This is a genomic window from Sinomonas susongensis (assembly GCF_005877005.1).
Classification (GTDB): domain Bacteria; phylum Actinomycetota; class Actinomycetes; order Actinomycetales; family Micrococcaceae; genus Sinomonas; species Sinomonas susongensis.
In genome coordinates this window covers 75845-98884 of sequence record NZ_SSNH01000008.1, presented here as the reverse complement: position 1 = coordinate 98884, position 23040 = coordinate 75845, and the positions used below count along the sequence as shown (strand labels likewise).

General features: G+C 70.4%; 22 protein-coding genes. 6 read left to right on the top strand and 16 right to left on the bottom strand.

What is annotated here, in order from left to right; all coding sequences use genetic code 11:
- Positions 1–44: 44 nt before the first annotated feature.
- Complete coding sequence (locus tag E6A21_RS12140) at positions 45–578, top strand: septum formation family protein (protein ID WP_212745932.1); 534 nt, start codon at positions 45–47, stop codon at positions 576–578.
- Here E6A21_RS12140 and clpB read toward each other — a convergent pair.
- Complete coding sequence (gene clpB / locus E6A21_RS12135; protein WP_138444420.1) at positions 575–3214, bottom strand: ATP-dependent chaperone ClpB; 2640 nt, start codon at positions 3212–3214, stop codon at positions 575–577. The genes E6A21_RS12140 and clpB overlap by 4 nt on opposite strands.
- Before the next feature lie 152 nt (positions 3215–3366).
- On the opposite strand from clpB, the gene E6A21_RS12130 reads away from it, so the two are divergent.
- Positions 3367–4287: a DUF4031 domain-containing protein gene (locus E6A21_RS12130; RefSeq protein ID WP_138444419.1), complete on the top strand. Its 921-nt coding sequence runs from the start codon at positions 3367–3369 to the stop codon at positions 4285–4287.
- Between the two features lie 18 nt (positions 4288–4305).
- On the opposite strand, the gene E6A21_RS12125 is transcribed toward E6A21_RS12130, so the two are convergent.
- The 4 genes from E6A21_RS12125 to E6A21_RS12110 all read right to left on the bottom strand — a co-directional run bounded on the left by E6A21_RS12125 (position 4306) and on the right by E6A21_RS12110 (position 7587).
- On the bottom strand, positions 4306–4857 hold the full coding sequence (locus E6A21_RS12125) for a 2'-5' RNA ligase family protein (protein WP_138444418.1): 552 nt from the start codon (positions 4855–4857) through the stop codon (positions 4306–4308).
- A 3-nt stretch (positions 4858–4860) separates the two neighbouring features.
- A complete protein-coding gene (locus E6A21_RS12120; protein ID WP_138444417.1) occupies positions 4861–5424 on the bottom strand; it encodes a YceI family protein in 564 nt (187 codons plus the stop codon).
- Positions 5425–5532: 108 nt separating this feature from the next.
- Positions 5533–5934, bottom strand: coding sequence for a YccF domain-containing protein (locus E6A21_RS12115; protein ID WP_138444416.1), 402 nt, complete (start codon positions 5932–5934; stop codon positions 5533–5535).
- Between the two features lie 51 nt (positions 5935–5985).
- Positions 5986–7587 carry a DEAD/DEAH box helicase gene (locus E6A21_RS12110; protein ID WP_171041377.1) on the bottom strand — a complete coding sequence of 534 codons (1602 nt, stop codon included), beginning with the start codon at positions 7585–7587 and terminating at the stop codon, positions 5986–5988.
- 238 nt (positions 7588–7825) lie between these two features.
- On the opposite strand from E6A21_RS12110, the gene trmB reads away from it, so the two are divergent.
- Entirely contained in the window at positions 7826–8701 is an 876-nt protein-coding gene (gene trmB / locus E6A21_RS12105) for a tRNA (guanosine(46)-N7)-methyltransferase TrmB (RefSeq protein WP_138444414.1), read from the top strand.
- Between the two features lie 10 nt (positions 8702–8711).
- Here the strand turns inward: trmB and E6A21_RS12100 are convergent, their stop codons facing one another.
- Positions 8712–9581: a LysR family transcriptional regulator gene (locus tag E6A21_RS12100; RefSeq protein WP_138444413.1), complete on the bottom strand. Its 870-nt coding sequence runs from the start codon at positions 9579–9581 to the stop codon at positions 8712–8714.
- 69 nt (positions 9582–9650) lie between these two features.
- Here E6A21_RS12100 and E6A21_RS12095 point away from each other — a divergent pair, with 69 nt between their 5' ends.
- Positions 9651–10634 (top strand): DMT family transporter, encoded by a 984-nt coding sequence (locus E6A21_RS12095; protein WP_138444412.1) that lies wholly within the window; start codon positions 9651–9653, stop codon positions 10632–10634.
- Between the two features lie 12 nt (positions 10635–10646).
- Here the strand turns inward: E6A21_RS12095 and E6A21_RS12090 are convergent, their stop codons facing one another.
- From E6A21_RS12090 to E6A21_RS12080, 3 genes are all read right to left on the bottom strand, one after another.
- Positions 10647–13520 (bottom strand): FAD-binding and (Fe-S)-binding domain-containing protein, encoded by a 2874-nt coding sequence (locus E6A21_RS12090; protein WP_138444411.1) that lies wholly within the window; start codon positions 13518–13520, stop codon positions 10647–10649.
- A 96-nt stretch (positions 13521–13616) separates the two neighbouring features.
- Positions 13617–14354 (bottom strand): anti-sigma factor family protein, encoded by a 738-nt coding sequence (locus E6A21_RS12085; RefSeq protein WP_138444410.1) that lies wholly within the window; start codon positions 14352–14354, stop codon positions 13617–13619.
- Positions 14351–14857, bottom strand: coding sequence for a sigma-70 family RNA polymerase sigma factor (locus tag E6A21_RS12080; protein WP_138444409.1), 507 nt, complete (start codon positions 14855–14857; stop codon positions 14351–14353). The genes E6A21_RS12085 and E6A21_RS12080 overlap by 4 nt, the downstream gene beginning before the upstream one ends.
- Positions 14858–15048: 191 nt before the next feature.
- On the opposite strand from E6A21_RS12080, the gene E6A21_RS12075 reads away from it, so the two are divergent.
- Together E6A21_RS12075 and E6A21_RS17915 are read left to right on the top strand one after the other, a co-directional pair.
- Positions 15049–15645, top strand: coding sequence for a COG4315 family predicted lipoprotein (locus E6A21_RS12075; RefSeq protein WP_138444408.1), 597 nt, complete (start codon positions 15049–15051; stop codon positions 15643–15645).
- Between the two features lie 61 nt (positions 15646–15706).
- Positions 15707–15877: a hypothetical protein gene (locus E6A21_RS17915; RefSeq protein WP_171041376.1), complete on the top strand. Its 171-nt coding sequence runs from the start codon at positions 15707–15709 to the stop codon at positions 15875–15877.
- A gap of 6 nt (positions 15878–15883) precedes the next feature.
- Here the strand turns inward: E6A21_RS17915 and E6A21_RS12070 are convergent, their stop codons facing one another.
- The 7 genes from E6A21_RS12070 to E6A21_RS12040 form a co-directional block, all read right to left on the bottom strand.
- Positions 15884–16639, bottom strand: a complete 756-nt coding sequence (locus E6A21_RS12070; protein ID WP_138444407.1) for a DMP19 family protein — start codon at positions 16637–16639, stop codon at positions 15884–15886.
- A gap of 103 nt (positions 16640–16742) precedes the next feature.
- Positions 16743–17195 carry a heat shock protein transcriptional repressor HspR gene (locus tag E6A21_RS12065; RefSeq protein ID WP_138444406.1) on the bottom strand — a complete coding sequence of 151 codons (453 nt, stop codon included), beginning with the start codon at positions 17193–17195 and terminating at the stop codon, positions 16743–16745.
- 3 nt (positions 17196–17198) lie between these two features.
- Positions 17199–18203 carry a DnaJ C-terminal domain-containing protein gene (locus E6A21_RS12060; protein ID WP_138444405.1) on the bottom strand — a complete coding sequence of 335 codons (1005 nt, stop codon included), beginning with the start codon at positions 18201–18203 and terminating at the stop codon, positions 17199–17201.
- A 152-nt stretch (positions 18204–18355) separates the two neighbouring features.
- Positions 18356–19060 carry a nucleotide exchange factor GrpE gene (locus E6A21_RS12055; protein ID WP_138444404.1) on the bottom strand — a complete coding sequence of 235 codons (705 nt, stop codon included), beginning with the start codon at positions 19058–19060 and terminating at the stop codon, positions 18356–18358.
- A gap of 3 nt (positions 19061–19063) precedes the next feature.
- Positions 19064–20935: a molecular chaperone DnaK gene (dnaK, locus tag E6A21_RS12050; protein ID WP_138444403.1), complete on the bottom strand. Its 1872-nt coding sequence runs from the start codon at positions 20933–20935 to the stop codon at positions 19064–19066.
- Between the two features lie 150 nt (positions 20936–21085).
- Complete coding sequence (locus E6A21_RS12045) at positions 21086–22444, bottom strand: MFS transporter (RefSeq protein WP_246036465.1); 1359 nt, start codon at positions 22442–22444, stop codon at positions 21086–21088.
- Positions 22445–22612: 168 nt separating this feature from the next.
- Positions 22613–23026 (bottom strand): hypothetical protein, encoded by a 414-nt coding sequence (locus E6A21_RS12040; protein ID WP_138444402.1) that lies wholly within the window; start codon positions 23024–23026, stop codon positions 22613–22615.
- Positions 23027–23040 lie beyond the last annotated feature (14 nt).

Below are 23040 nucleotides of genomic sequence, written 5' to 3'. Positions count from 1 at the left end.
CGCAGGGTCAGTACGGCAGCCCAGTGGGGGATCCGGGCAGGCCCATGACTCGCCGCCAGTACCGGATTCCCGAGCGTCCGCGGCGGGCGCCACGTGGTCCTCGGCTCCCGGCCACCGTATGGGGCAAGGTGCTCGGAGCGAGCGGCGCCGTCGTCGTCCTCCTCATCCTGTGGGCGATCATCGCTTCGCTAAGCGCGAAAACCGACACGACGGCGACGGCCCCCGCGGCGGAGGGGCTGACCCCTTCCGCGAGCTACAAGAGCGGCGACTGCTTCTCGAACTTCGACGCGAGCGCGCAGGCGAACCGGGTCGTGCCCTGCACGCAGGCCCACTCGGCCCAGCTCGTCGCGACGGCAATGTACGGGGCCGGTGGCTCCTACCCAGGCAAGGACGCGCTCGAGCAGCGTGCCTCTGACCTGTGCCGACAGACCCAGCTCACTCTCCCTCAGGACACGAGCACGCTCCGGCAGCGGAACGCCTTCCCGAGCCAGAGCAGCTGGTCTGCCGGGGACCGGCGCGTCGACTGCTTCGTGGAGAGCACCAAGGGCAACACGCTCACTGCCTCGCTCCTCCCCTAGGCCTCTTGGGAGGCGGGCGCCTTCCGGGTAACGCTCAGCCCGCTCGTGGCGCCCGTGAGGTCCTGAAGGTCCACCGAGACGTCCGCGACGTCGACCAGAACAGTGTCGCCGTCGGTGATCTCCCCCGAGAGGAGCTCCCTCGCAAGGCGGTCGCCGATCTCGCGCTGGACCAGCCGGCGCAGCGGCCGCGCGCCGTAGGCGGCGTCGTAGCCCGTCATCGCAAGCCATGCCCGGGCGCCGTCGGTGACATCGAGCGTGAGACGCCGCTCGTGCAGCCGGCGCTGGAGCGAATCGACCTGCAGCTGGACGATCCTCGCGAGCTCCTCGACCGAGAGCGGGTCGAAGATGATGACATCGTCGAGCCGGTTGAGGAACTCGGGCTTGAACGACGAGTGCACCACGCCCATGACCGCGTCGCGCTTCGTGGCCTCGCTCAGCTCGGGGTCGACGAGGAACTGGCTGCCGAGGTTCGAGGTCAGCACCAGTATCGTGTTGCGGAAGTCCACGGTCCGCCCCTGGCCGTCGGTGAGGCGGCCGTCGTCGAGCACCTGCAACAGGATGTCGAACACCTCGGGATGGGCCTTCTCCACCTCGTCGAGCAGGATCACCGAGTAGGGCCGGCGCCGCACTGCCTCGGTGAGCTGCCCGCCCTCCTCGTAGCCGACGTATCCGGGAGGCGCCCCGACGAGGCGGGCCACCGCGTGCTTCTCGGAGTACTCGCTCATGTCGATGCGCACCATGGCGCGCTCGTCGTCGAAGAGGAAGTCCGCGAGGGCCTTGGCGAGCTCGGTCTTGCCGACGCCGGTCGGCCCCAGGAACAGGAAGGAACCAGTGGGCCGGTTGGGGTCGCTGATCCCGGCGCGGGCGCGGCGGACCGCATCCGAGACCGCCTGGACGGCCTTCGTCTGGCCGATGAGGCGCTTGCCGAGCTCCTCTTCCATGTGGAGGAGCTTCTGGCTCTCGCCTCGGAGCATGCGTCCCGCGGGAATCCCGGTCCACGCCGAGATGACCTCGGCGATATCGTCGGCCGTGACCTCCTCGGCGACCATCTTCGACTTGCCGCTCAAATGCTCCTCGGCAGCCGAGGCCTCCTTGAGCTCACGCTCGAGGGTCGGGATCTCGCCGTACAGGATGCGGGACGCTTCCGCGAGGTCGCCCTCGCGCTGGGCCTTGTCGGCGAGCGAACGCAGCTCGTCGAGCTTCGCCTTGAGCTCGCCGACCCGGTTGAGCCCGGCCTTCTCAGCCTCCCAGCGGGCGTTGAGGGCGGCCAGCTCTTCCTTCTTGTTGGCCATGTCCTCACGGATAGCGGCGAGCCGCTCGATCGATCCCTCGTCGGTCTCGCCCTCGAGGGCGAGCTCCTCCATCGTGAGGCGGTCGACGGCGCGGCGCAGCTGGTCGATCTCCTCCGGCGCCGAGTCGATCTCCATGCGGAGCCGTGACGCCGCTTCGTCCACGAGGTCGATCGCCTTGTCCGGAAGCTGTCGGCCCGAGATGTACCGGTTCGAGAGCGATGCGGCGGCGACGAGCGCCGAGTCCGCAATGGCCACCTTGTGGTGGGCCTCGTAGCGCTCCTTGAGGCCACGGAGGATCGCGATCGTGTCCTCGACGCTCGGCTCGCCCACGAAGACCTGCTGGAAGCGCCGTTCGAGGGCAGCATCCTTCTCGATGTTCTCGCGGTACTCGTCGAGCGTCGTGGCACCGATGAGCCGCAGCTCGCCGCGGGCGAGCATGGGCTTGAGCATGTTGCCCGCGTCCATGGAGGAATCGCCGGTAGCGCCGGCACCGACGACCGTGTGGATCTCGTCGATGAACGTGACGATCTGCCCTTCTGAGCTGCGGATCTCCTCGAGGACGGCCTTGAGCCGCTCCTCGAATTCGCCGCGGTACTTCGCGCCCGCGACCATCGATCCGAGGTCGAGCGCGATGAGGGTCTTCCCGCGCAGGCTCTCGGGCACGTCGCCCGCCACGATCCGCTGGGCGAGGCCCTCGACGACGGCGGTCTTGCCGACGCCGGGTTCGCCGATCAGGACAGGGTTGTTCTTGGTGCGGCGGGAGAGGACCTGGATGACGCGGCGGATCTCCGAGTCGCGGCCGATGACGGGGTCGAGCTTGCCGGAACGCGCGATGGAGGTGAGGTCTGTGCCGTATTTCTCGAGGGCCTGGAACGTGTTCTCCGGGTCGGGGCTGTCGACCTTGCGGTCGCCGCGCACCCCGGGGAGTGCGGCCTTGAGCGACTCGAGGGTCGCCCCGGCGTCGCGGAGCGCCTTGCCGGCCGCCCCGCCGTCGGCCGCCAGCCCGAGCAGGAGGTGCTCCGTCGAGACGAAGCTGTCCCCCATCTGCTCGGACTCCTGCTGCGCGACGTGGATGACCTGCAGTCCCTGGCGGCTCAGCTGGGCCTGGGCGACGGTGCTCCCCGAGCTCGAGGGCATCGCCTTGATCGCCGTGCTCGCGGCGAGGCTCACGGCGTCGGGGTCCGCTCCGGTCGCCCGGAGGAGGGCGACGGCGACGCCGTCCCGCTGGTCCAGGAGCGCCTTGAGGAGGTGGGCAGGCTCGACCTGCGGATTTCCTGCCGTCGAGGCGTTCATCGCCGCAGCGGAGAGCGCCTCCTGGCTCTTGGTGGTGAATTTGACGTCCAATGCGAGCTCCTTCCCCCTGCTACCGGACTGAAAGCGCACTTCGTTACTGAAGGGCAAGTTCTTACTTAGGTCAACGCACCTAAGTTGAGTGTATTCCACTCAAGTATGGGGGGCAACTCAGGCGGCCTCCTTTTCGGGCCACAATGGAGCCCATGACGATCCTCATCGACACCCCGATGTGGCCCGCGCACGGGACTGTCTTCGCCCACCTCGTCTCGGACACATCCCTCGCCGAGCTGCACGCCTTCGCTGCGGCCGCCGAGGTCCCCGAACGGGCCTTCGACGAAGACCACTACGACGTCTCGGAGCGGCGGCACGCAGACCTGGTGCGAAGGGGGGCCGTTCCCGTCGACGGCCGCACGCTCACGCGGGCACTCATCGCATCGGGGCTCCGGATCCGGGCGCGCGAGCGGGCCAAGGCACTCACCACTCCGCTCGCGCAGCGGTGGGAGCGGCTCCTCCCCGGCCGCACGGCCCTCGGCAGCGAGCTCCTCGAGCGCTGGTCCGAGCCGCACCGGCGGTATCACACGCGGGCCCACCTCTTCGCCGTCCTCACGGCGCTCGAAACGCTGGCCGACGACGCCGCCGTACCGCGCGCCGTCGAGCTCGCCGCGTGGTTCCACGACGCAGTGCACACTGGCACAGCCGGGCGCGACGAGGAGGAATCCGCGCTGCTCGCGGAGGCGCGGCTGCGCGCCGCGGGCCTCCCGCCCGAGGACGTCGACGAGGTGGCGCGGCTCGTCCGTCTCACCGCGGACCACCGGCCCTCCGCGGACGACGACGCCGGCCAGCTCCTGTGCGACGCCGACCTTTCCGTGCTGGGCCGCGAGCCGGCAGGCTACCGCCGGTACACCGAGCAGGTGCGGGACGAGTACGCTCACGTTCCGGACGAGCTCTTCCGCGCAGGGCGGGCAGCCGTCCTCAGCCAGCTCCTCGACCTCGACCCGCTCTTCCACACGCCGCGCGGCCGCGAACTGTGGCTCGCGCGGGCCCACACGAACCTCCGGACCGAGCTGGAGCAGCTCCGGGCTGATCCGTCAGGCCTCGAGCGAGAGCCGCTCCCCACGGACTGATCCACGGGGACCGGTGAGCTACGCCCGCCGAGCCGCCCGCCCAGCGCCTTCTCCCCATGCCGCCACGGGGACCCGGATGGACGAGTCGCCGTCGGGCGCCATGTCGACGAGCGCAAAGGTGTCGAGGATCAGCCTCTCCCCGCGATGGACCCGCCGCTCGCCCTGAACGCTGATATGCGGCCGGAAGCCCGCGCCGGTGTGCTGGGGGCTGTGGATGCGTCCGCCCCCTGCCTCGACCGCTTCCGCCACCTCGGCGACGATCCGGTCGTGCAGCGCCTGCAGCCTGGGCTCCGGTTGCACAAGGGAAACCCGGACGCGGCCGCGGAAGCCGAAGTCGGCGTCGCCCGCGACGACGACCGGTATCGGGCCGTCGTCGACGGCGATCGCGCGACCCACGGCGTCGAGCGCGGGAACTCGGGGCGCGTCGAACCGCAGGAGCGTCACATGGAGTGGCCACTCGCGCTTGCTGAACGGGACGCCGACCCCCGCGGGTTCGATCCACGCGACGACGACGAAGGCGCCCAGCGGGTCGGCCTGAGCCGGCCCCCCGGGCGCCTCGTTCGCGTCCATGGACTAGTTCTGTGACGCCTCGGTCTTGACCGCCGAGATCTCGAACTCGAGCAGGATGCGGTCGGAGACGAGCACACCGCCCGAGTCGAGGGCCGCGTTCCAGTTGACCCCGAAGTCCTTGCGGTCGATCCGGCGGGAGCCCTCGAAGCCGGCGCGGAGGTTGCCCATCGGGTCGCGTTCGACCCCGATGAACTCGAGCGGGATCGCGATCTCCTTCGTGACGCCGCGGATGGTGAGATCGCCGCTCACGATGAAGCTGTTCTCCTCCACCTGGTCGATCCGCTTGCTCACGAACGTGATCTCTGGATAATGCGGGGCATCGAAGAAGTCGTTGGTGCGAAGGTGCTCGTCACGCTGGGCGTTGCGCGTATCGATGCTCGCGACCTTGATCGTCACGTTGACACTGGAGGCGGTCGGGTCCTCGGGGTCGACGTTGATGACACCTTCGACATCGTTGAAGGATCCACGGACCTTCGTGACCATCGCGTGGCGGGTTGAGAATCCAAGGCGCGTGTGGGCGGGGTCGAAGCGCCATTCCCCCGCGTACGAAGGATCGATTTCCGGCATGTGGCCTCCTTAGTTGTACCCAACTTATAGCCGCAGAGGCGCGCTGTCACAAAGTGTTCTGGAACACAGTTGTGGTAGTACCTGTGAGTTCCAGGAACTCCCTGGCGTTCAGTGGCTGTAGCTGGGCAGGAGGCTGTTCGAAGGCACGATCCGCTTGCCGAGGGGGAACAGCGAGACGGGGATGAGCTTGATGTTCGCGAGGGCGAGCGGGAGCCCGACGATCGTGGCGGCCATGGCGATCGCGGTGGCGACGTGGCCGATGGCGATCCAGATGCCCGCGACGAGGAGCCAGATGATGTTGCCGAGACCAGTCGCGACGCCCGTGTGCTCGTGGCGGTCCACCACCGTGCGGCCGAACGGCCACAGGGCGTAGGCGCCGATCCGGAACGAGGCGATGCCCCACGGGATCGTGACGATGAGGAGACAGCAGACGATGCCTGCCAGGAAGTAGCCGAGGGCGAGCACGAAGCCGCCGAAGACGAACCAGATGAGGTTGAGCAGGGTCTTCATGGGTCCAGTCTGCCCGCCCTCGCCGGGTTTGTCGTCACCCCCGGGGCGGGCTCAGCCCCGCCGAGTGTTCGAGGCAGGCGCCCCTGCGCGTCGGGGGCCGCGACGGCCCGGCGCCGAAGTCGGAGCACCCTGCCCCGCCCGGGCGGGTGCCTGAGGCGCCGCAGCACGCCCGGCCTTGCCCCTGGACGTCCCGGCGGCCGACTTCTGCGCCGAACCCTGGACGGCCGAGCCGGGGGTCCTGCCCTGCGTAGGAGCCTTTGCCTGCGCAGTCTTGCCCTGGGTCGGCGTCCTGCCCTGCGTTGTCGCGCCGCGCGCCCTCGTCCGCTCACCCGTGCCGCGGCTCTCTGCCGCAGCACCCGAGCCGGGGCGTCCGCGCCGGGAACGCTTGCGCTGCGCATTCGCGCCGGTCGACGTCCCACCGCCCTGCCGCGGCTGCTTGGCCGCGACGGCCGCCTCGCGCTCCGCCGGGTCGACGTACTCGGCGGGCTCGCCGACGAGCTCGGTCACGGCGGCCGACGACGACGTCACGGGCTGGAATTCCACCTTGACTCCCGCGTTGCGCAGGAGCTGGCGCACCTCGTGCTGCTGTTCGGGGAGGGCAACCGTCACGACGGCGCCTTCGGAGCCCGCGCGGGCGGTGCGTCCGGAGCGGTGCAGATACGACTTGTGCTCGGCCGGCGGGTCGACGTGCACCACGAGTTCGACGTCATCGACGTGCACGCCGCGGGCGGCGACGTCGGTCGCAACGAGCACGCGCACGGACCCTGACGAGAAGTCGGCGAGGTTGCGGTCGCGCGCATTCTGGGAGAGGTTGCCGTGGAGGTCGACGGCGGGGATCCCGGCCTGCGTGAGCTGCTTGGCAAGGCGCTTCGCGTGGTGCTTGGTGCGCATGAAGAGGACGCGACGGCCCTGGCCCGAGGCGAGCGCGTGGACGAGGTTCTTCTTGGCGCCCGCGTCGGCGGCGACGAAGACGTGGTGCTCCATCGTGGTCACGGCCGCACGTGCCTCGTCCACCGAGTGGGTGCGCGGGTTGTGGAGGTAGCGCTTCACGAGCGCATCGACGCCGTTGTCCAGCGTCGCAGAGAAGAGGAGCCGCTGGGCGTCCTTCGGAGTCGTGTCGAGCAGGCGCCGGACGACCGGGAGGAAGCCGAGGTCCGCCATGTGGTCGGCCTCGTCGAGCACCGTGATCCTGACGCGGCCGAGGTCGACGAGCCCCTGGCGCCCGAGGTCCTCGAGGCGGCCCGGGCACGCGATGACGATGTCCACGCCCGCGTTGAGCGCACGCTCCTGGCGCATCTGGGAGACGCCGCCGAAGATGACCGTCGTCGTCAGCCCGGCCGCGCGGGCCAGGGGCTCGACCGTCGCGTTGATCTGGGTCGCGAGTTCGCGGGTGGGGGCGAGCACGAGCCCGAGCGGGCGGCGCGGCGTGCGGGCGCTGGCGGCACCGGCCGCGTCGAGGCGGGCCACGAGCGGGATCGCGAAGGCAAGCGTCTTCCCGGAACCCGTGCGTCCGCGGCCGAGGACGTCACGGCCGGCGAGGGTGTCCGGCAGCGTGGCCGTCTGGATCGGGAACGGGGACTCGATGCCCTGGGCAGCGAGGGTGCGGTCGAGCACGGCGGGGACGCCGAGCGAGACAAAGGTGGCGGCAGGCATGGGTAAGGCAACTCCATCATCGGATCGTCCCATGGGCCACGTCGGCGTCACGGGTTCGCCGAGGAAAGGAGCCGGGCCTCTACTCCGCAGCGCAGCAGCGCGCGGGCGGGCCTGTCAACGCGTTCATCGACGCTTGTTGGGCTTGAATGAGAGCCATCGAAGCGCGCAACAACCCTCCTAGTCTATCAGGGCCGGCGTGGCAACCGGGCAGCCAGCCCTCGCCGCTAGGCTTGGGGCGATGAGCGAGCAGCACCCCGACCCCTCCGCGGAGGCGCGACCCTCCCCCGAGAACCCGATCACGCCCGGCAGCCAGGCCTCCTTCGGGACGTACCGTCGTCAGCCCGTGAGCTTCGTCCGCCGCGGGACGAGGCTGCAGGGGCGCCGGCAGCAGGCGTGGGACGAGCACGCGCCGTCGTTCGTGGTCGATGTGCCGCGGCACGTGGCGGACACCTCCGTGCACCCCGACTACGTGTTCGACGCCGAAGCCGAGTTCGGGCGGACGGCCCCCCTCGTCGTCGAGATCGGCTCGGGCCTCGGCGAGGCGATCGTCGCCGCTGCCGAGGCGAGCCCGGAACGCGACTTCCTGGCCGTCGAAGTCTACCGTCCGGGGCTCGCGAACACGCTTCTCCGGATCGGCCAGCGTGGTCTCACGAACGTCCGGGTGGCGCAGGCCAACGCGCCCGAAGTGCTCGGATGGATGCTGCCCGAGGGCTCGGTGAGCGAGCTCTGGGTCTTCTTCCCGGATCCCTGGCACAAGACGAAGCACCACAAGCGCCGCCTCGTGAAGGACACGTTCGCCGAGCTCGCCGCCCGTGTGCTCGCCCCGGGGGGCGTGTGGCGGCTCGCCACGGACTGGTCCGGCTACGCGCAGCAGATGCGCGACGTCGTCGCCTCCTCCCCCGACTTCCGCAACGCCCACGACGGCGAGCTGGCGGGCGCGGCGAGTCCGCTCACGGCGGCGTGGGCCTCCGGCGTCGACTGCGAGCCGACGGGCGAAAAGGACGACGCCGGCGGCTGGGCCCCGCGCTTCGAGGGCCGGGTGCTCACGAGCTTCGAGAACAAGGCGCTCAAGGCCGGCCGAGTGATCTTCGACCTCGAGGCGGTACGGGTCTAGCCCTGGGTGACTACGGGGTGTCCGCGTGCAGCGCGCCCACGAGGGCCGTCGCCAGCGGGCTCCACGCCCGGGTCGTCGGGCCGCTCAGCACGAGCCTCCGCCCGACGGTCGGCTCGAGGGGGAGCATGCGGAGCGTCGCCGGGAGGAGGCCTTCGCCGAGCCGGGGCATGATGGCCACCCCAACGCCCTCCTGCACCATCGTGATGAGCGTCGCGAGCTCCCGCACCCGCTGACGCGTCTCGAACGGGAGGCCCGCGATCGCGTGGATGCGGCGGACCTGGGCCTCGCAGCCGCCCATGCTCACGATCAGCCCGTCCTCGAGCAGCTCGCGGAGGGGCATGACCCTCTCCCCCGCGAGCGGGTGGTCACGGCGGACGACGGCGCAGTGCTCGTCTTCGCCGATGAGCACCGAACCAGCGGGGTCGGGATGCGGATCGACGAGGACGGCCGCGTCCACCATGCCGGTCTCGAGCCACTCGGACATCTCGTCGTCGTCGCCCTCGAAGATGCTGACTTCGACCTTCGGCAGCCGGGCGGCCCACACGCTCAGCAGCCCGGGCAGCAGCCCCTGGATCACCGTCGGGACGGCACCCACGCGCACCCTCCCCTCGGGCACGCCGGAGCGTGCGCGGACGCTGCCGTCGAGGGCCTCGAGCGCGGCGACGGCCGCCCTTGCATGCGGGAGGACCTCGGCGGCGAGCGCCGTCGGGGCGTTGCCCCGTTCACGGTCGAGGAGCGCTCCTCCGATGTCCTCCTCGAGGGCGCGGAGCGTGCGGGACACGGAGGACTGGCTGACGCCCAACGCCTGGGCTGCGCCGGTGAAGGAACCCGAGTCGACGACTGCAAGCAGAGTGCGAAGCTGCGGAACGGTCGGAGCCATGCATCAATGCTATAGCTCCTTGCTCTGAATGTATTTGATTCATGTTCCGCTCGGCGCGACATTATCGGTATGAAAACCCGCCGCCGCGTGAGCCTCGCGGCCGCCTACGTGGCCCTGGCCCTCATCTGGGGGTCGAGCTTCCTGCTCATCAAAGAGTCCCTCATCGGCCTCGCGCCGGGACAGGTCGCAGTCGGACGGATTGTCCTCGGGGCCATCACGCTGCGCACCATCATGGTCATCACGGACCGCCACTGGCCGCGCGAGCCCCGCTTCTGGGGACACATGACGGTCGTCGGGCTGCTGCTCTGCGTGGTCCCCTTCAGTCTCTTCGCGTGGGCGGGCGAGTCCCTCCCATCCGGCTTGTCCGCGATCCTCAACGCGGCGACGCCGCTCATGACCGCTGTCGCGACGGCCGCGGTCGTGCCGACCGAGCGGATGCGACCGCGGCAGGGCGCGGGCATCGCCATCGGCGGGCTCGGCGTCGTCCTCGTCGTAGGGCCCTGGAGCCTCGCCGGTGATCCAGCCCTCCTCGCCTCCGTACCCGCCGAGTTCGCGTGCCTCGGCGCAACAGCCTGCTACGGGCTCGGCTTCGCCTACCTGCGGCGCTTCGTCGTCGGCCGGTACACGTACGACAGCGTGACCGTCTCGACGGTGCAGCTCACGATGGCGGCGGCCGTCGCCGTGGCCGCCGCGCCGTTCCTCGCGGCGCCGTTCGCGTCCCAGCCCACGCCCGCTCCCCTTGCCCTCGCCGCGCTCGCGCTGCTCGGCGTCTTCGGCACGGGGATCGCGTACATCTGGAACACCGCCATCGTGACGCACTGGGGCGCCGTCACGGCCTCGACGGTCACGTACCTCACCCCGCTCGTCGGCGTCTCGCTCGGGGTCGCGGTGCTCGGCGAGGGCCTGAGCTGGAACCAGCCGCTCGGCTGCCTCGTCGTGATCGCCGGCGTGGTGCTCTCGCACCGGGCCGGACGCCAGCCGCCCGTCCGGGTAGTCGGGCGCCCCGCGGAGTCGCTCGCCCCGAACGAGTCCGCGGCGCTCTCAGCGCGCTGAACCGGGACGCCCTCATTCGGCGCCACCCTTCCGCAGCGCCTCCGCGAGCACTTGGACGAGGTGACGGCTGCCCAGGCCCGCGAGATCCCGGACCTGGGTGCGGCACGAGAACCCGTCTGCGAGGATCGTGCGGCCGGGCGAGGCCGCGGCCTTCGCGAGGATCCCGCCCCGCGCGATCGTCTCCGAGACCTCGTAATGGCCTTGCTCCATGCCGAAGTTCCCTGCGAGGCCGCAGCATCCCGCCGAGACCTCGACGTCGCAGCCCATCGCCTCGAGCAGGCGTCGGTCCGCGCCGTAGCCCATCACCGAGTAGTGATGGCAGTGGGGCTGGACGAGGAGCTCCTCGGCGGCGCGCGGCGGGGTCCAGTCGAGCGAGGTGAGGTACTCGGCGACGGTCCTGACGGCGCCCGCGAGCTCCTTGGCCCGCGGGTCGTCCGGCAGGAGTTCGAGAAGGTCTGAGCGGAGGACGGCGGTGCAGCTCGGCTCGAGGCCGACGACGGTCCGGCCGGCCCTGACGTGCGGGACGAGCACGTCGAGGGTGTTGCGGAGGCGGGACTTGGCGGCGTCGAGCTGGCCGGTCGAGATGTACGTGAGCCCGCAGCAGGCGCCGGATCCTGCGACTTCGACGTCGCAGCCCGCCGCCTCGAGCACCTCGAGGGCCGCCCGCGGGATCTCGGGATCGAGCGCGTCCGAGAACGTGTCGACCCAGAGCAGCGCCTTCGGGGCCCCCTCGACGGCCGGACGACGGCGGCGCGAGCGCCGGTCCCAGCGGAAAGGCGCCCTCGGAAGGCGCGGGAGCGACCGCCTGGGGTCCGCGCCCATGAGCCTGAGAATGGCCTTCCGCGCGGCCGGAACGCGTGCCACCCCGTTGGCGAGCGGCGCAAACGGGGCCGCGAGCCGCAGCCACTGCGGGAGGCGCCCGAGGGAGTAATGGCTCCGCGGACGGAGCCGTCCCCGATACGTCTCGTAGAGCGTCTGGGACTTGTACATCGCCATGTCGATCCCGGTGGGGCAGTCGGTCGAGCAGGCCTTGCAGCTCAGGCACAGGTCGAGCGCCGCGTGCACCTCGGGCGAACGCCAGCCGAGCTGCACGACACCGCCGTTGAGCATCTCCTGGAGTGTCCGGGCGCGGCCGCGCGTCGAGTCCTTCTCCTCCCGCGTCGCGATGTACGAGGGACACATGAAGCCGCCCCGGCCGCGAGGATCCGCGCGGCACTTGCCGACGCCGACGCAGCGGTGGACCGCCTTGGTGACGCTCCCGCCGTCGTGCGCGAAAGCGAAGCCTCCGGTGACGTGGAGCTCGGTCGCCCGCGGACGGCGCAGGTCGGCATCGAGCGGCGCGGGATGCACCACGACGCCGGGGTTCAGGAAGTCGTCGGGATCGAAAAGGGCCTTGAACTCGGCCATCGCGCCGAGGGCCTCCGCGCTGTACATGACGGGCAGCAGCTCCGAGCGGGCCCGTCCGTCGCCGTGCTCGCCGGAGAGCGAGCCCCCGTAGCGGGCGACGAGCGCCGCCGCCCGTTCGAGGAAGCGGCGCATGGCCGCGCCGTCGTGGTCGAGCGGGAAGTCGATGCGCATGTGCACGCAGCCGTCGCCCAGGTGGCCGTAGGCCATGGCGGTGAGGCCCTCGTCGTCCAGGATGGCGGCGAGATCACGGAGGTAGTCGCCGAGCTTCTCCGGCGGGACCGCGGAGTCCTCCCAACCGGGCCATGCCTGGTCGTCCTTCTCGTTCCGCCCGGCGAGCCCGGCTGCGTCCTCGCGGATGCGCCAGAGCCGGGCGCTCCGCTCCCCCGCCGGCAACACCTGCGTCTCGTCCGTGGCAGCGGCGTCGGCGAGCCTCCGCGCGGCCTGCTCCGCCTCCTCGGGCGTGTCCCCCGGGACCTCCGCGAGCAGGAGGCATCCGCCCTCAGGGAGGTCGGGCACGCTGGCCGGGCCCTTCGCCCGCCGGAGGGCGTCGAGCAGCCTCGTGTCGAGCCCCTCGAGCGCGAGGGGATGGAATGGGAGGAGGTTAGGGACGTCGTCGGCCGCGGCGGCGAGGTCGCAGTAGCCGAGGACGGCGAGCGCGGGCGCCTGAGCGCGGGGGACGAGCCGGAGGGTCGCGTCGAGGAGCACGCCGCACGTGCCTTCGACGCCCACGAGGGTGGCCGCGAGGTTGCGGCCCTTCTCCGGCAGGAGGTGCTCGAGCGAGTAGCCCGAGACCTGGCGGCTGAAGCGGCCGAACTCCTTCCGCAGGACGGGGAGGTGCCGGTCGACGAGCGCGGCGAGCCCCGGGACCGCGTCGAACCCGTCCGCGCCGGCCGACGCCGTGATGACCTCGCCCGAGCCGGTGAGCCATGTCAGGGACAGGACGTTGTCCGCCGTCCTGCCGTACGACATGGCGTGCGCCCCGCACGCGTTGTTTCCGATCATCCCGCCGAGCGTGCAGCGGCTGCCGCTCGCGGGGTCCGGGCCGAACCGCAGGCCGTGCGGTGCGCACGCAGCCTCCAGATCGGCGAGCACCACGCCAGGCTCTACCACGGCGGTCCTCGCCTCCGGGTCGACCGAGACGATGCGGTTGAGGTACCGGGAGAAGTCGATCACGAGCCCCGGCCCTACGGCGTTCCCGGCCATGGAAGTGCCCGCGCCCCGCACCGTCACAGGGACGCGCCGCTCGCGCGCAGCCGCGACCGCCACGAGCACGTCGTCCCGCGATCGCGGGAGCACGACGACGCTCGGCACCACCCGGTAGTTGGTGGCGTCAGAGGAGTAGAGGGCTCTGGCGAGGGAGGAATCGTCGACGTCGCCCTCGATCCGAGCGCGGAGTTCGTCGACGAGGGACTGCACGGCCCTCCGGCCGGGGCGCTTCTGTGCGAGATCCTGTCCGGGGCCCAGTGCAGTCGACGTCATGTTCCAGTGCTACCCCCCGTTGGCGGATCAGTCACGGGCTCGGCTGAAAATCGCGGCCCCGGCTGAATCGTGGCCGATGGCCGGTCGGTGGACGGCTCAGCCCGGTGGCGTGGCAGCGACCGAGACGCTCGCGAGGGTGTGCTGGGCATCGTCGCGGATCTGGATCGAACGGATCGAGGCCAGCTGGTACGACGTCGCTCCGGTCACGACCGCGCGTCCCGCGTAGCCTGTCGAGCTCCAGCTCGCAGCCCGCTCCTGCGCGCCGTCGTCAGCCACGACCCAGACGCTGAACACGCCGGCCGAGGGCATCTCGCGGCACACCAGGTCCAGCTCCGTGCCCCAGCCCTTGCGGACGAGCGTCAGGTCGACCTCCGCGCCGTCGGACGACGTGAGCGAATAGGAGGCGGCCGGCGAGGTGCTCGGGCTCTGGGCCGCCGTCGGGCCCGGGCGCTGTTCGCCTGCCCCCTCCACGACCGGGCCGAGCGCAACGCCGAGCGCGAGCGACGCCGCGGCGGCGCCGGCAAGCGCTCCGGTCCACCGCAGGCGGAGCGCACGACGGCGGGCGCGCACTCTCGCCAGAAGGGCCGGCGGCGCAGGGGTGTCCGCGAGCGCGGTCGGGACATCTGCGAGCACGGGGGCATCCCCGAGCATCACTGCGCGCGACGGGGGGACGGCGTCCAGCAGGGCAGGCAGCGTCTCGAGCCCTTCGACTTCGGCTCGGCAGTCGGGGCACGTGGAGAGGTGGGCCTCGACGGCGCGGGCTTCCTCTTGGTCGAGGGCACCGAGGAGGTAGGCGCCGAGCGCGAGGCGCGCCTCGTGATGATGGAGGGTCACCTTTCGACCCCCATTTCATCGAGCGCAGCGCGGAGGGCCTTGAGGGCGTAGAAGCAGCGCGACTTCACAGTCCCGGCCGGTACGCCCAGCTCGCGCGCCGCTTCCTGCACGCTGAGCCTGCGGTAGTGCACCGCGACAAGCGCGGCCCGATGCTCGCGGGTGAGCCGCATGAGTGCCTCCTCCATGACGACGCGGTCCAGGAGCTCGTCGATGCGTTCGGCGTCAACGGCAGTGTCGAAACCGTCGGCCCCCTGCGAAGGCACCGTCTTCGGCCGGCGGGATCGCTCGCGGTGCTGGTCGACGATGAGGTTGCGCACGGTCCGGTAGAGGTACGGCCGGAGCCCCGCCGTCGTCTCCGGTGCTTGCCGCCACACCCGCACGATCGCTTCCTGCACGATGTCCTCAGCCTGCTCCTCGCTGCCCACGGCCCCGCGGGCGAAGCGCCTGAGCGCCGCGCCGTGGTCGCGGTAGATCGCCGCGACCGCGTCCTCGTCCATAGGCATGGTGCTCCCGGCTCCCGGCTGACCTTTCCGCCCCTAAGACGACGCGCGCCCCGGAACGGTTCACTGTTCCCACAGCCTGCTGCCGCCAATTGTCCTCGCCCGAACCACCACGCGCTCGGCTTGAACCGAACGGGACCCGACGTCGTCTCCAGAGCGACGGCTGAGAGCCGCCTCAGAGTGAAAGGCACATCATGAACAAGCGAGCAGCCCTGTTCTTCGCGGCCGCGTCGGCGGTGTCCGCCCTCGCACTCGCCGGGTGCGGCGGGGGCGGAAGCAGCACGACGGCGTCGAGCACCGCCGCAGCGTCGTCCTCGTCGTCGTCCTCGTCGTCGTCCTCGTCCTCGTCGTCGGCTGCGTCCTCGCCCTCGGAGGAATCCGAGACGTTGAAGACGGCTGCCGTCGGCGGCCAGACGATCGTGGTCGACGGCGAGGGCAAGACCGTCTACTTCTACACGCTCGACCACTCTGGCACGACCACGAGCGCGTGCACGGGCGGCTGCGCGACCCTCTGGCCGGCCGTGATCAGCGCGAGCGCCCCGAAGCTCCAGGGAGTGACGGGCAAGATCGGCGCCATCACCACCTCCGACGGGAGGCAGCAGGTCACGATCAACGGGATGCCCATCTACTACTACGCGAAGGACACGGCTGCAGGCCAGGTCAACGGGCAGGGCGTAGCGGGCGTGTGGTACGTCGTGGGAGCCGACGGCTCATTGGTCCAGACACCGCTCACGGCCACCATGTCGAGCCCGACGAACTCCTCCGACAATTCCGGCACGTCGGGCTACTGAGACCCTCCCCGCTGCTTTGGGGGCCGGAGTAGATTGGGTTACCCCGAAGCGAGGAGGAGTCATGGCGGACTTCCGCAGCTACACGGAAGACGAAAAGCGCAGCTACGTCGCCCCGACGTGCGAGCTGTGCGGGCAACACCGGCACGTCGTCTGGAACCAGGAGGGCGAACGCTGGATCCCGCGCGATCGCGGGTGTTCCAACGAGGCGTGCCCGCAGTTCAGGGCTGCGTGACGCCGGTCAGCGCTGCTTGACGCCCTCTGCCTCGTGGGCGTCCTCCTTGTCGAGGCCCTCATCCTCGGCCTCGTCGGCGTCCGCCTCTTCAGGGTCGTCAAGGTCGGCGTCGTCGTCTTCGAAGTCGTCGTCGTAGGCGTCGTCGAACCCGTCCTCGAGCGCCTCGGCCTCGGCCCGGCGCTCCTCGAGGTTGGGGATGAGGCCCACGCGGCGGGCAATCTCGTCCTCGATGCCGTCGTCGTCGAGGGCGAGGAGGCCCTCCTGAGCGCGGAGCCACGCGCCGTTGAGCGCCACGAGATCCTCGGTCTCGAGGATCTCCTCGAATTCGTCGTCGAGCGCTTCGATGGCGGCGACCGCCTCAGAGACCTCGCCGTCGCCCACGAGGTACACCTCGGCGTCGTCATCGCTCAGGGAGTCGAAGGCCTCGGCTGCCGCGTCGAACAGCTCGAGGTGGCGGAGGGCGCCCATCTCGCGCAGGCCGTCGCGGATGAGCTCGTCGAGCCCTTCGCGGTCGCCCGCGCTCACGACGTACTGGGCGAACCCGCCCTCGAGCGCCTCGGTCAGGTAGAAGTCGACGTAGTAGCTGCGCAGCGCGTTGAGGCTGATCTCGTCCTCGCCGAGCAGCTCGGCGTACATGGCGTTGACGACGTCGATGTTGGCGTCCACGAGATCGGCGTCGGTGCCCTCAAGGGCCTCGGCGGGCAGGACGACGGGGTGCTGGTTCGCGGGCACTGGGGCCTCCTGGTTCGCGCGGTCGGACACGCTTCGACCGTACGACGGCCGCCCTCCCCGGCTCGCAAAGGCCAAGGTGAACGTTGGGAGAACTGTGGGCGCCCGGCCACCGGCGACGTGAGGGCGCCCGGCCTCAGAACTGGATGGGCCTCGGCGAGGCGCCGGCCGGCCGCGGGCGCCAGACGACGACGGCCTGCGACCGCTGCTCGGGCCGCTGCCCTCGCGTGAGGGTCACGACGTCGCCCGCCATGCCCGCGGCGAACACCCGGCGCGAGTCAGGACCCCGCCGCCGCGCGTCGGCGACTTCCTGCTCGAGTTCGGACACGCGAGCCCGGAGTGCGGCCACCTGGTTCTCGAGCTCGAGGATGCGACGGATGCCCTCGAGGGAGACACCGTCCTTCGAAAGGCGCTGGACCTCCCGGAGGAGTTCGACGTCGTGCTGCGAATAGCGCCGCTGCCGGCCCGACTGGCGCGAAGGCGAGACGAGGCCCATACGGTCGTATTGGCGGAGGGTCTGAGGGTGCATCTCGGCCAGCTCCGCCGCCACGGAGATCACGAAGATCGGAGCGTACGGATCGATGGCCATGGTCTACAGCCTTGCCTTTGCGGCCAAGCCGGTCCGCGGGTTCGACTCGGAGTTCTTGGCGGTCGCCGCCGCGAAGGCCCGCACGGCCTCCTCCGCCTCCTTGGAGAGGTTCTGCGGCACGACGACGTCGACCGTCACGAGGAGGTCCCCCGTGCCCTTGGACGTCTTGACGCCCTGGCCCTTGACCCGGAGCGTCCGCCCCGAGTTCGTGCCGGCGGGAATCTTCATCCGCACGGTGCGGCCGTCGAGCGTCGGGACCTCGATCTGGGCGCCGAGCGCGGCCTCGTCGAAGCTCACGGGCACGTGGATCCGGATGTTGTCGCCCTCGCGCGTGAAGAACTCGTGCGGGGTCACGTGGACCGTGACCATGAGGTCGCCGGGACCACCGGATCCGGGGCTTCCCTTGCCGCGAACGCGGACCTTCTGGCCGTCGCGGATCCCGGCAGGGATGCGGACCTCGATCACCTCGCCGTTCTGCTCGCGCAGGCCCACAGTCGTGCCGCGGATCGAGCCCGCGAACGAGATCGTGGTGGTCGCCTGCCGGTCGCCTCCGCGCTGGGGCGGTGCCTGGTAGCCGGCGCCTCCCGTGCTGAAGCCGCCGCCCCCTGTGCTGAAACCGCCGAACAGGTCGGCGAACTCCGGCGGGAGGTTGCCCGTGTTGAATCCCCGGGAGTGCCGGCCGGCTCCGCCGCCGAACAGGCCTCCGAAGAGGTCCTCGAAGCCAGCTGCTCCCTGCCCCGCCGCGCCTGGGCCGCCGGCCGTGAAGCGGGCACCGCCCATCGCGCGGATGGCGTCGTACTGCTGGCGCTCCTCGGGGTCGCTCAGGACCGAGTTCGCCTCGGTGATGTCCTTGAACTTCTTCTCTGCCTCGGGGTCTCCCGGGTTCTGGTCAGGATGGTACTTGCGTGCAAGCTTTCGGTAGGCCTTCTTGATGTCGGCTTCGGAGGCGTCCTTGGGCACGCCGAGAATGGAGTAGAAGTCCTTCTCCACCCAATCCTGACTAGCCACTGGGGCCTCCTTCTCGTTCCTTCATCATTCTTATCGTCTCGGGTACAGATAATCCCCAAATTCTTCGTTTCGGGTACGCGGACGGTGTAGTTCGCGTACCCGAAACGCCTCCGAAGGGGATTATCTGTACCCGAAACGGAGCTTGCAGGGCCTTACGGAACGGCGACGATGACCTGCGCCGCGCGGAGGACGCGCGACGGGGTCCGGTAGCCGGCCCGGAGGACCTGCTGCACGGTGTCGACCTCGATCCCCTCGCCCGGCTGCTGGATGAGGGCCTCGTGGATGTTCGGGTCGAACTCCACTCCCGTCGCGTCGATCCGCTCGAGGCCATGGCTCGTGAGGATCCCCTCGAGCTTGGCCGCGATGGACGCGAACGGACCTTCGGTGAGGTCGCCGTGCGCCCGCGCCGCATCGATGTCGTCCAGGACCGGCAGGATCGAGGAGAGGACGCCCATGACGGCGACCTCACCCGCAACAGCCCGGTCGCGGTCGACGCGCCTGCGGTAGTTGACGTACTCGGCCTGGAGCCGCTGCAGATCCGCACGGAGCTCGGCGGCCTCATTCTGGACCCCCTCCGCCTCAGTCAGAATCCGCTCGGCCTGGGCAAGGACGTCCTCCGAGTCGTGGGCATCGTCCACCGGTCGAATCTCCTCGTGCTCGGGCAGGTCTGCGTTGGTCGCGTCCGCCGGTCCGGCGGGACCAGCCTCGGCAGTGCCCTCGGGGGCCGTCTCGGGCTGATCCTGCGGGTGCCGGACCCCGCCCGTGACCGGGTCAACCTTGCGGTTGTCCCGGATCACAGGCTTCTGGGGTTCGCCCCGGACCTCGTGCTCTTCTTCATTGCCGTGGTGGGGGGCCATGGCTTACTTCTTCTCGTCCTCGTCGACGATCTCCGCGTCGACGATGTCCTCGTCGTGCCCCGCCGCGCCCGCGCTGGCCGAGCCCGCGCCGTCGGTGGGCTGCGCGCCGTCGGCACCGGCCGCGCCCTGCGACGCGTAGATCGCCTCGCCGAGCTTGGACTGCGACTGCTGGAGCTTCTCGAACGCGGCCTTCACCGCGTCGTCGTCGGTCCCCTCGAGGGCCTTCTTGAGGGCATCGACGTCGCCCTGGACCTGGTTGCGGACGTCCTCAGGCAGCTTGTCCTTGTTGTCGGCGATGAGCTTGTCGACCGAGTATGCGAGCTGCTCCGCGGTGTTGCGGGTGTCCGCAGCCTCGCGGCGCTTCTTGTCCTCGGCCGCGTGGGCCTCGGCGTCGGCGACCATGCGCTCGATGTCATCCTTGGACAGCGCGGTGCCGCCCGTGATGGTCATCGACTGCTCCTTGCCGGTGCCCTTGTCCTTCGCGGAGACGTGGACGATGCCGTTGGCGTCGATGTCGAAGGTGACCTCGATCTGCGGGATGCCGCGGGGGGCCGGCGCGATGCCGGTCAGCTCGAACGTGCCGAGCGGCTTGTTGTCGCGGGTGAACTCGCGCTCGCCCTGGAACACCTGGATCGACACGGACGGCTGGTTGTCGTCCGCCGTCGTGAACGTCTCCGAGCGCTTGGTCGGGATGGCCGTGTTGCGCTCGATCAGGTGCGTCATGATGCCGCCCTTGGTCTCGATGCCGAGGGAGAGCGGGGTGACGTCGATGAGCAGGACGTCCTTGCGCTCGCCCTTGAGGACGCCGGCCTGGAGGGCAGCGCCGACAGCGACGACCTCGTCAGGGTTCACGCCCTTGTTCGGCTCCTTGCCGCCCGTGAGCTCCTTCACGAGGTCCGAGACGGCAGGCATGCGGGTCGAACCGCCGACGAGCACCACGTGGTTGATGTCCGAGACCTTGATGCCAGCCTCGGCGATGACGTCGTGGAACGGCTTCTTGGTGCGCTCGAGGAGGTCCTTCGTGAGGTCCTGGAACTTGGCGCGGGAGAGCGACTCGTCGAGGTGGACGGGGCCGTCCGGGGTGACCGAGAGGTACTGGAGCGAGATGTTGGTGCTCGTCGAGGACGAGAGCTCCTTCTTGGCCTGCTCGGCTGCCTCGCGAAGACGCTGGAGCGCGATGCGGTCCTTGGAGAGGTCGATGCCCTTGAGCTTGAGCTGGCTGAGCAGGTACTCGACGACGCGCTGGTCCCAGTCGTCGCCGCCGAGGCGGTTGTCGCCGGCGGTCGCACGGACCTGGATGGTCGAGAAGCCGTCCTCGTCCTTGCCGACCTCGAGGAGGGAGACGTCGAAGGTGCCGCCGCCGAGGTCGAAGACGAGGATGAGCTCGTCTTCCTTGCCCTTGTCGAGGCCGTACGCGAGGGCCGCCGCGGTGGGCTCGTTGATGATGCGGAGCACGTTGAGGCCCGCGATCTCGCCGGCCTCCTTCGTGGCCTGGCGCTCGGCGTCGTTGAAGTAGGCCGGGACGGTGATGACCGCGTCGGTGACCTTCTCGCCCAGGTACGACTCGGCGTCGTTCTTGAGCTTCATGAGGATGCGCGCGGAGATCTCCTGCGGCGTGTACTTCTTGTCGTCGATGTTGATGGTCCAGTCGGTGCCCATGTGGCGCTTGACCGAAGAGATCGTGCGCTCGATGTTGTTCACCGCCTGGCGCTTGGCGATCTCGCCGACGAGGACCTCGCCGGTCTTGGAGAACGCGACGACGGACGGCGTGGTGCGGCCGCCTTCAGCGTTCGCGATGACCGTCGGCTCGCCGCCCTCGAGGACGGACACGACGGAGTTGGTGGTTCCCAGGTCGATACCGACTGCGCGGGACATAGTTCCTCCTGCTGATTGCTGATGCTCGAAAGAGGCCAACCTCACCGTGGCGCCGTCGCCGACGTCGCCCGGTCAAGTTGAGCGATCTGCACTCAACTCTACGCGGTCTCCGCCCGCTGTCAAATGGACTTGAGTCCGATGGACTCAGGTTCAGGCGCGGCGCCCGCTCACCTGCGTTCCCGCATGCCGCGGCAGGAGCAGGCTGTCGACGACACTCACGAGCATGAGGACGGCGACGGCGAGGAAGGCGACCCGGTAGGGCCCGGCGTGGTCGGTTCCCGCGGGAAGGAAGGCGATGCCCGCGCGGATGAGCAGGGCCGCGAGCGCCACCCCGAGCGCAGCGGCAAGCTGGACGAGGGTGTTCGCAATCGCGTTGGCGCTCGGCAGCTGCTCAGCCGAGACGTCGGCGTACTGCACGTTCATGTAGGCGGAGAAGCCGATCGAACGGAAAGCACCCGAGACGAGGAGCAGCAGCGCGATGAGCAGATCGGGGACGCTTGGGGCGAGGACGGCGCACCCGACGAAGGTAACGGCCGAGGCGGCGGCGGCAGTCACGAGCACGGGCTTGAATCCGAAGCGCCGGATGAGCGGCGTCGTCGCCGGCTTGATCCCGATGTTGCCCACGAAGACCGCGGCGACGAGCAGGCCCGCATGGACGGGGTCCCACCCGAAGCCGTCCTGGAAGAGCAGCGGGAGGAGGAACGGGATGGACTGGATGGTGAGCCGGTAGACGAAGCCGCCGGTCTGCGTAGCGCGGAAAGTGCGCACGTGCAGGACTGCGAAGTCGAAGAGCGGGCGGGGCGCACGGCGCATCCAGGCGACGGCGCCGACCAGCGCAGCGAGCCCCACCACGAGCGACGCCGCGGCCCACCCCGCGGGGCGCCCCTCGCTGAACAGCTCGAGGCCGACGACGACGGCGGCGACCCCGAGCGTCGTGAGCGCAAGGCCGGGCCAGTCGAGCCGCCGCCCCCGGTCGGCCCCTCCCGAGGGGACGAGCCGGAGCGCGGCCACGAACGCGGCCGCACCGAGAGGAAGGTTGACGAGGAAGATCCAGTGCCACGACAGGTACTGGGTGATCGCGCCGCCCACGAGCGGAGCCAGCACGGGTGCGAGCAGGCCCGGCCAGACGAGGTAGGCGGTCGCCTTGAGCAGCTGGTCCTTCGGCGTGCCCCGGAGCACGACGAGCGAACCGACCGGCACCATCATCGCGCCCCCGAAGCCCTGCAGGGCCCTGAACGCTGTGAGGGCGGCGAGGTTCGGGCTGATCGCGCACAGGAGGGAGGCAATCGTGAAGACCGCAATGGCCGTGCAGAACACACGGCGCGGGCCGAACCGCTCCGCGAGCCAGGAGCTGAAGGGAATGCCCATCGCAACGGCGATGAGGTAGGCCGTCATCGCCACGTTCACGTCAGCCGGAACGACGTGGAAGTCCGAGCCGATCGCCGGCAACGCCGTCGAGAGCGCTGTGCCGTCGAGGAACTCCATGAAGTACGTCGCCGCGACGAGCAGGGCGAGGCGAGGACTCCACGAAGAAGGCGCGGCAGCGGCAGCGGACGACGTCGATTCCGACGGCGTCGAGGGCTCGGGATGGGCGGATCGGCCCGTGGGCTGGGTCACCGATCCAGCCTACGCTCGCAGGCGGGGCGAGATTGGATCAGCAGCCGGGGGCGAGGCGGATCAGTAGTTGGGGAAGAGCGTCGCGGCCTGGGCGAACGCCGCGGCACCCGACGACGACGCGATCGCGACGAGGGCGACCACGAACAGGGCGGAGACGAGAGCCCATCCTGCCGTGAACCAGCCGAGCACGCGGAGGTCGGACTTGGTGACCGGGGAGACTCCTTCGCGGACGTCCTCGATCTGCTGCTGGAGCCGCGTGATCGGCGTCGGGCGCGCGGCCACGAGGACGTTCGACGCGTAGTCGACCGCGCCGTTGTCCAGGACCGCGACCATGCGGTGATTGCGCCGGTCGTGCGTCAGGCGGTTGATGTGCGAGCCGTGGCGGGCGAGCAGGATGTCCTCGCCGAGGCGCATCGGACGGCGGCCGAACGGGCCCTTGCGGCGGCGCGGGGTGTGGCTGTCCAGAAGGGACATGGCGTGGTGCTCCT

Coding starts and splice junctions, on each gene's coding strand:
- E6A21_RS12140 (WP_212745932.1), top strand. CDS start 45: ATGACTCGCCGCCAGTACCGGATTCCCGAGCGTCCGCGGCGGGCGCCA.
- E6A21_RS12130 (WP_138444419.1), top strand. CDS start 3,367: ATGACGATCCTCATCGACACCCCGATGTGGCCCGCGCACGGGACTGTC.
- E6A21_RS12125 (WP_138444418.1), bottom strand. CDS start 4,857: ATGGACGCGAACGAGGCGCCCGGGGGGCCGGCTCAGGCCGACCCGCTG.
- E6A21_RS12120 (WP_138444417.1), bottom strand. CDS start 5,424: ATGCCGGAAATCGATCCTTCGTACGCGGGGGAATGGCGCTTCGACCCC.
- E6A21_RS12115 (WP_138444416.1), bottom strand. CDS start 5,934: ATGAAGACCCTGCTCAACCTCATCTGGTTCGTCTTCGGCGGCTTCGTG.
- E6A21_RS12110 (WP_171041377.1), bottom strand. CDS start 7,587: ATGCCTGCCGCCACCTTTGTCTCGCTCGGCGTCCCCGCCGTGCTCGAC.
- trmB (WP_138444414.1), top strand. CDS start 7,826: ATGAGCGAGCAGCACCCCGACCCCTCCGCGGAGGCGCGACCCTCCCCC.
- E6A21_RS12100 (WP_138444413.1), bottom strand. CDS start 9,581: ATGGCTCCGACCGTTCCGCAGCTTCGCACTCTGCTTGCAGTCGTCGAC.
- E6A21_RS12095 (WP_138444412.1), top strand. CDS start 9,651: ATGAAAACCCGCCGCCGCGTGAGCCTCGCGGCCGCCTACGTGGCCCTG.
- E6A21_RS12090 (WP_138444411.1), bottom strand. CDS start 13,520: ATGACGTCGACTGCACTGGGCCCCGGACAGGATCTCGCACAGAAGCGC.
- E6A21_RS12080 (WP_138444409.1), bottom strand. CDS start 14,857: ATGCCTATGGACGAGGACGCGGTCGCGGCGATCTACCGCGACCACGGC.
- E6A21_RS12075 (WP_138444408.1), top strand. CDS start 15,049: ATGAACAAGCGAGCAGCCCTGTTCTTCGCGGCCGCGTCGGCGGTGTCC.
- E6A21_RS17915 (WP_171041376.1), top strand. CDS start 15,707: ATGGCGGACTTCCGCAGCTACACGGAAGACGAAAAGCGCAGCTACGTC.
- E6A21_RS12065 (WP_138444406.1), bottom strand. CDS start 17,195: ATGGCCATCGATCCGTACGCTCCGATCTTCGTGATCTCCGTGGCGGCG.
- E6A21_RS12055 (WP_138444404.1), bottom strand. CDS start 19,060: ATGGCCCCCCACCACGGCAATGAAGAAGAGCACGAGGTCCGGGGCGAA.
- dnaK (WP_138444403.1), bottom strand. CDS start 20,935: ATGTCCCGCGCAGTCGGTATCGACCTGGGAACCACCAACTCCGTCGTG.
- E6A21_RS12040 (WP_138444402.1), bottom strand. CDS start 23,026: ATGTCCCTTCTGGACAGCCACACCCCGCGCCGCCGCAAGGGCCCGTTC.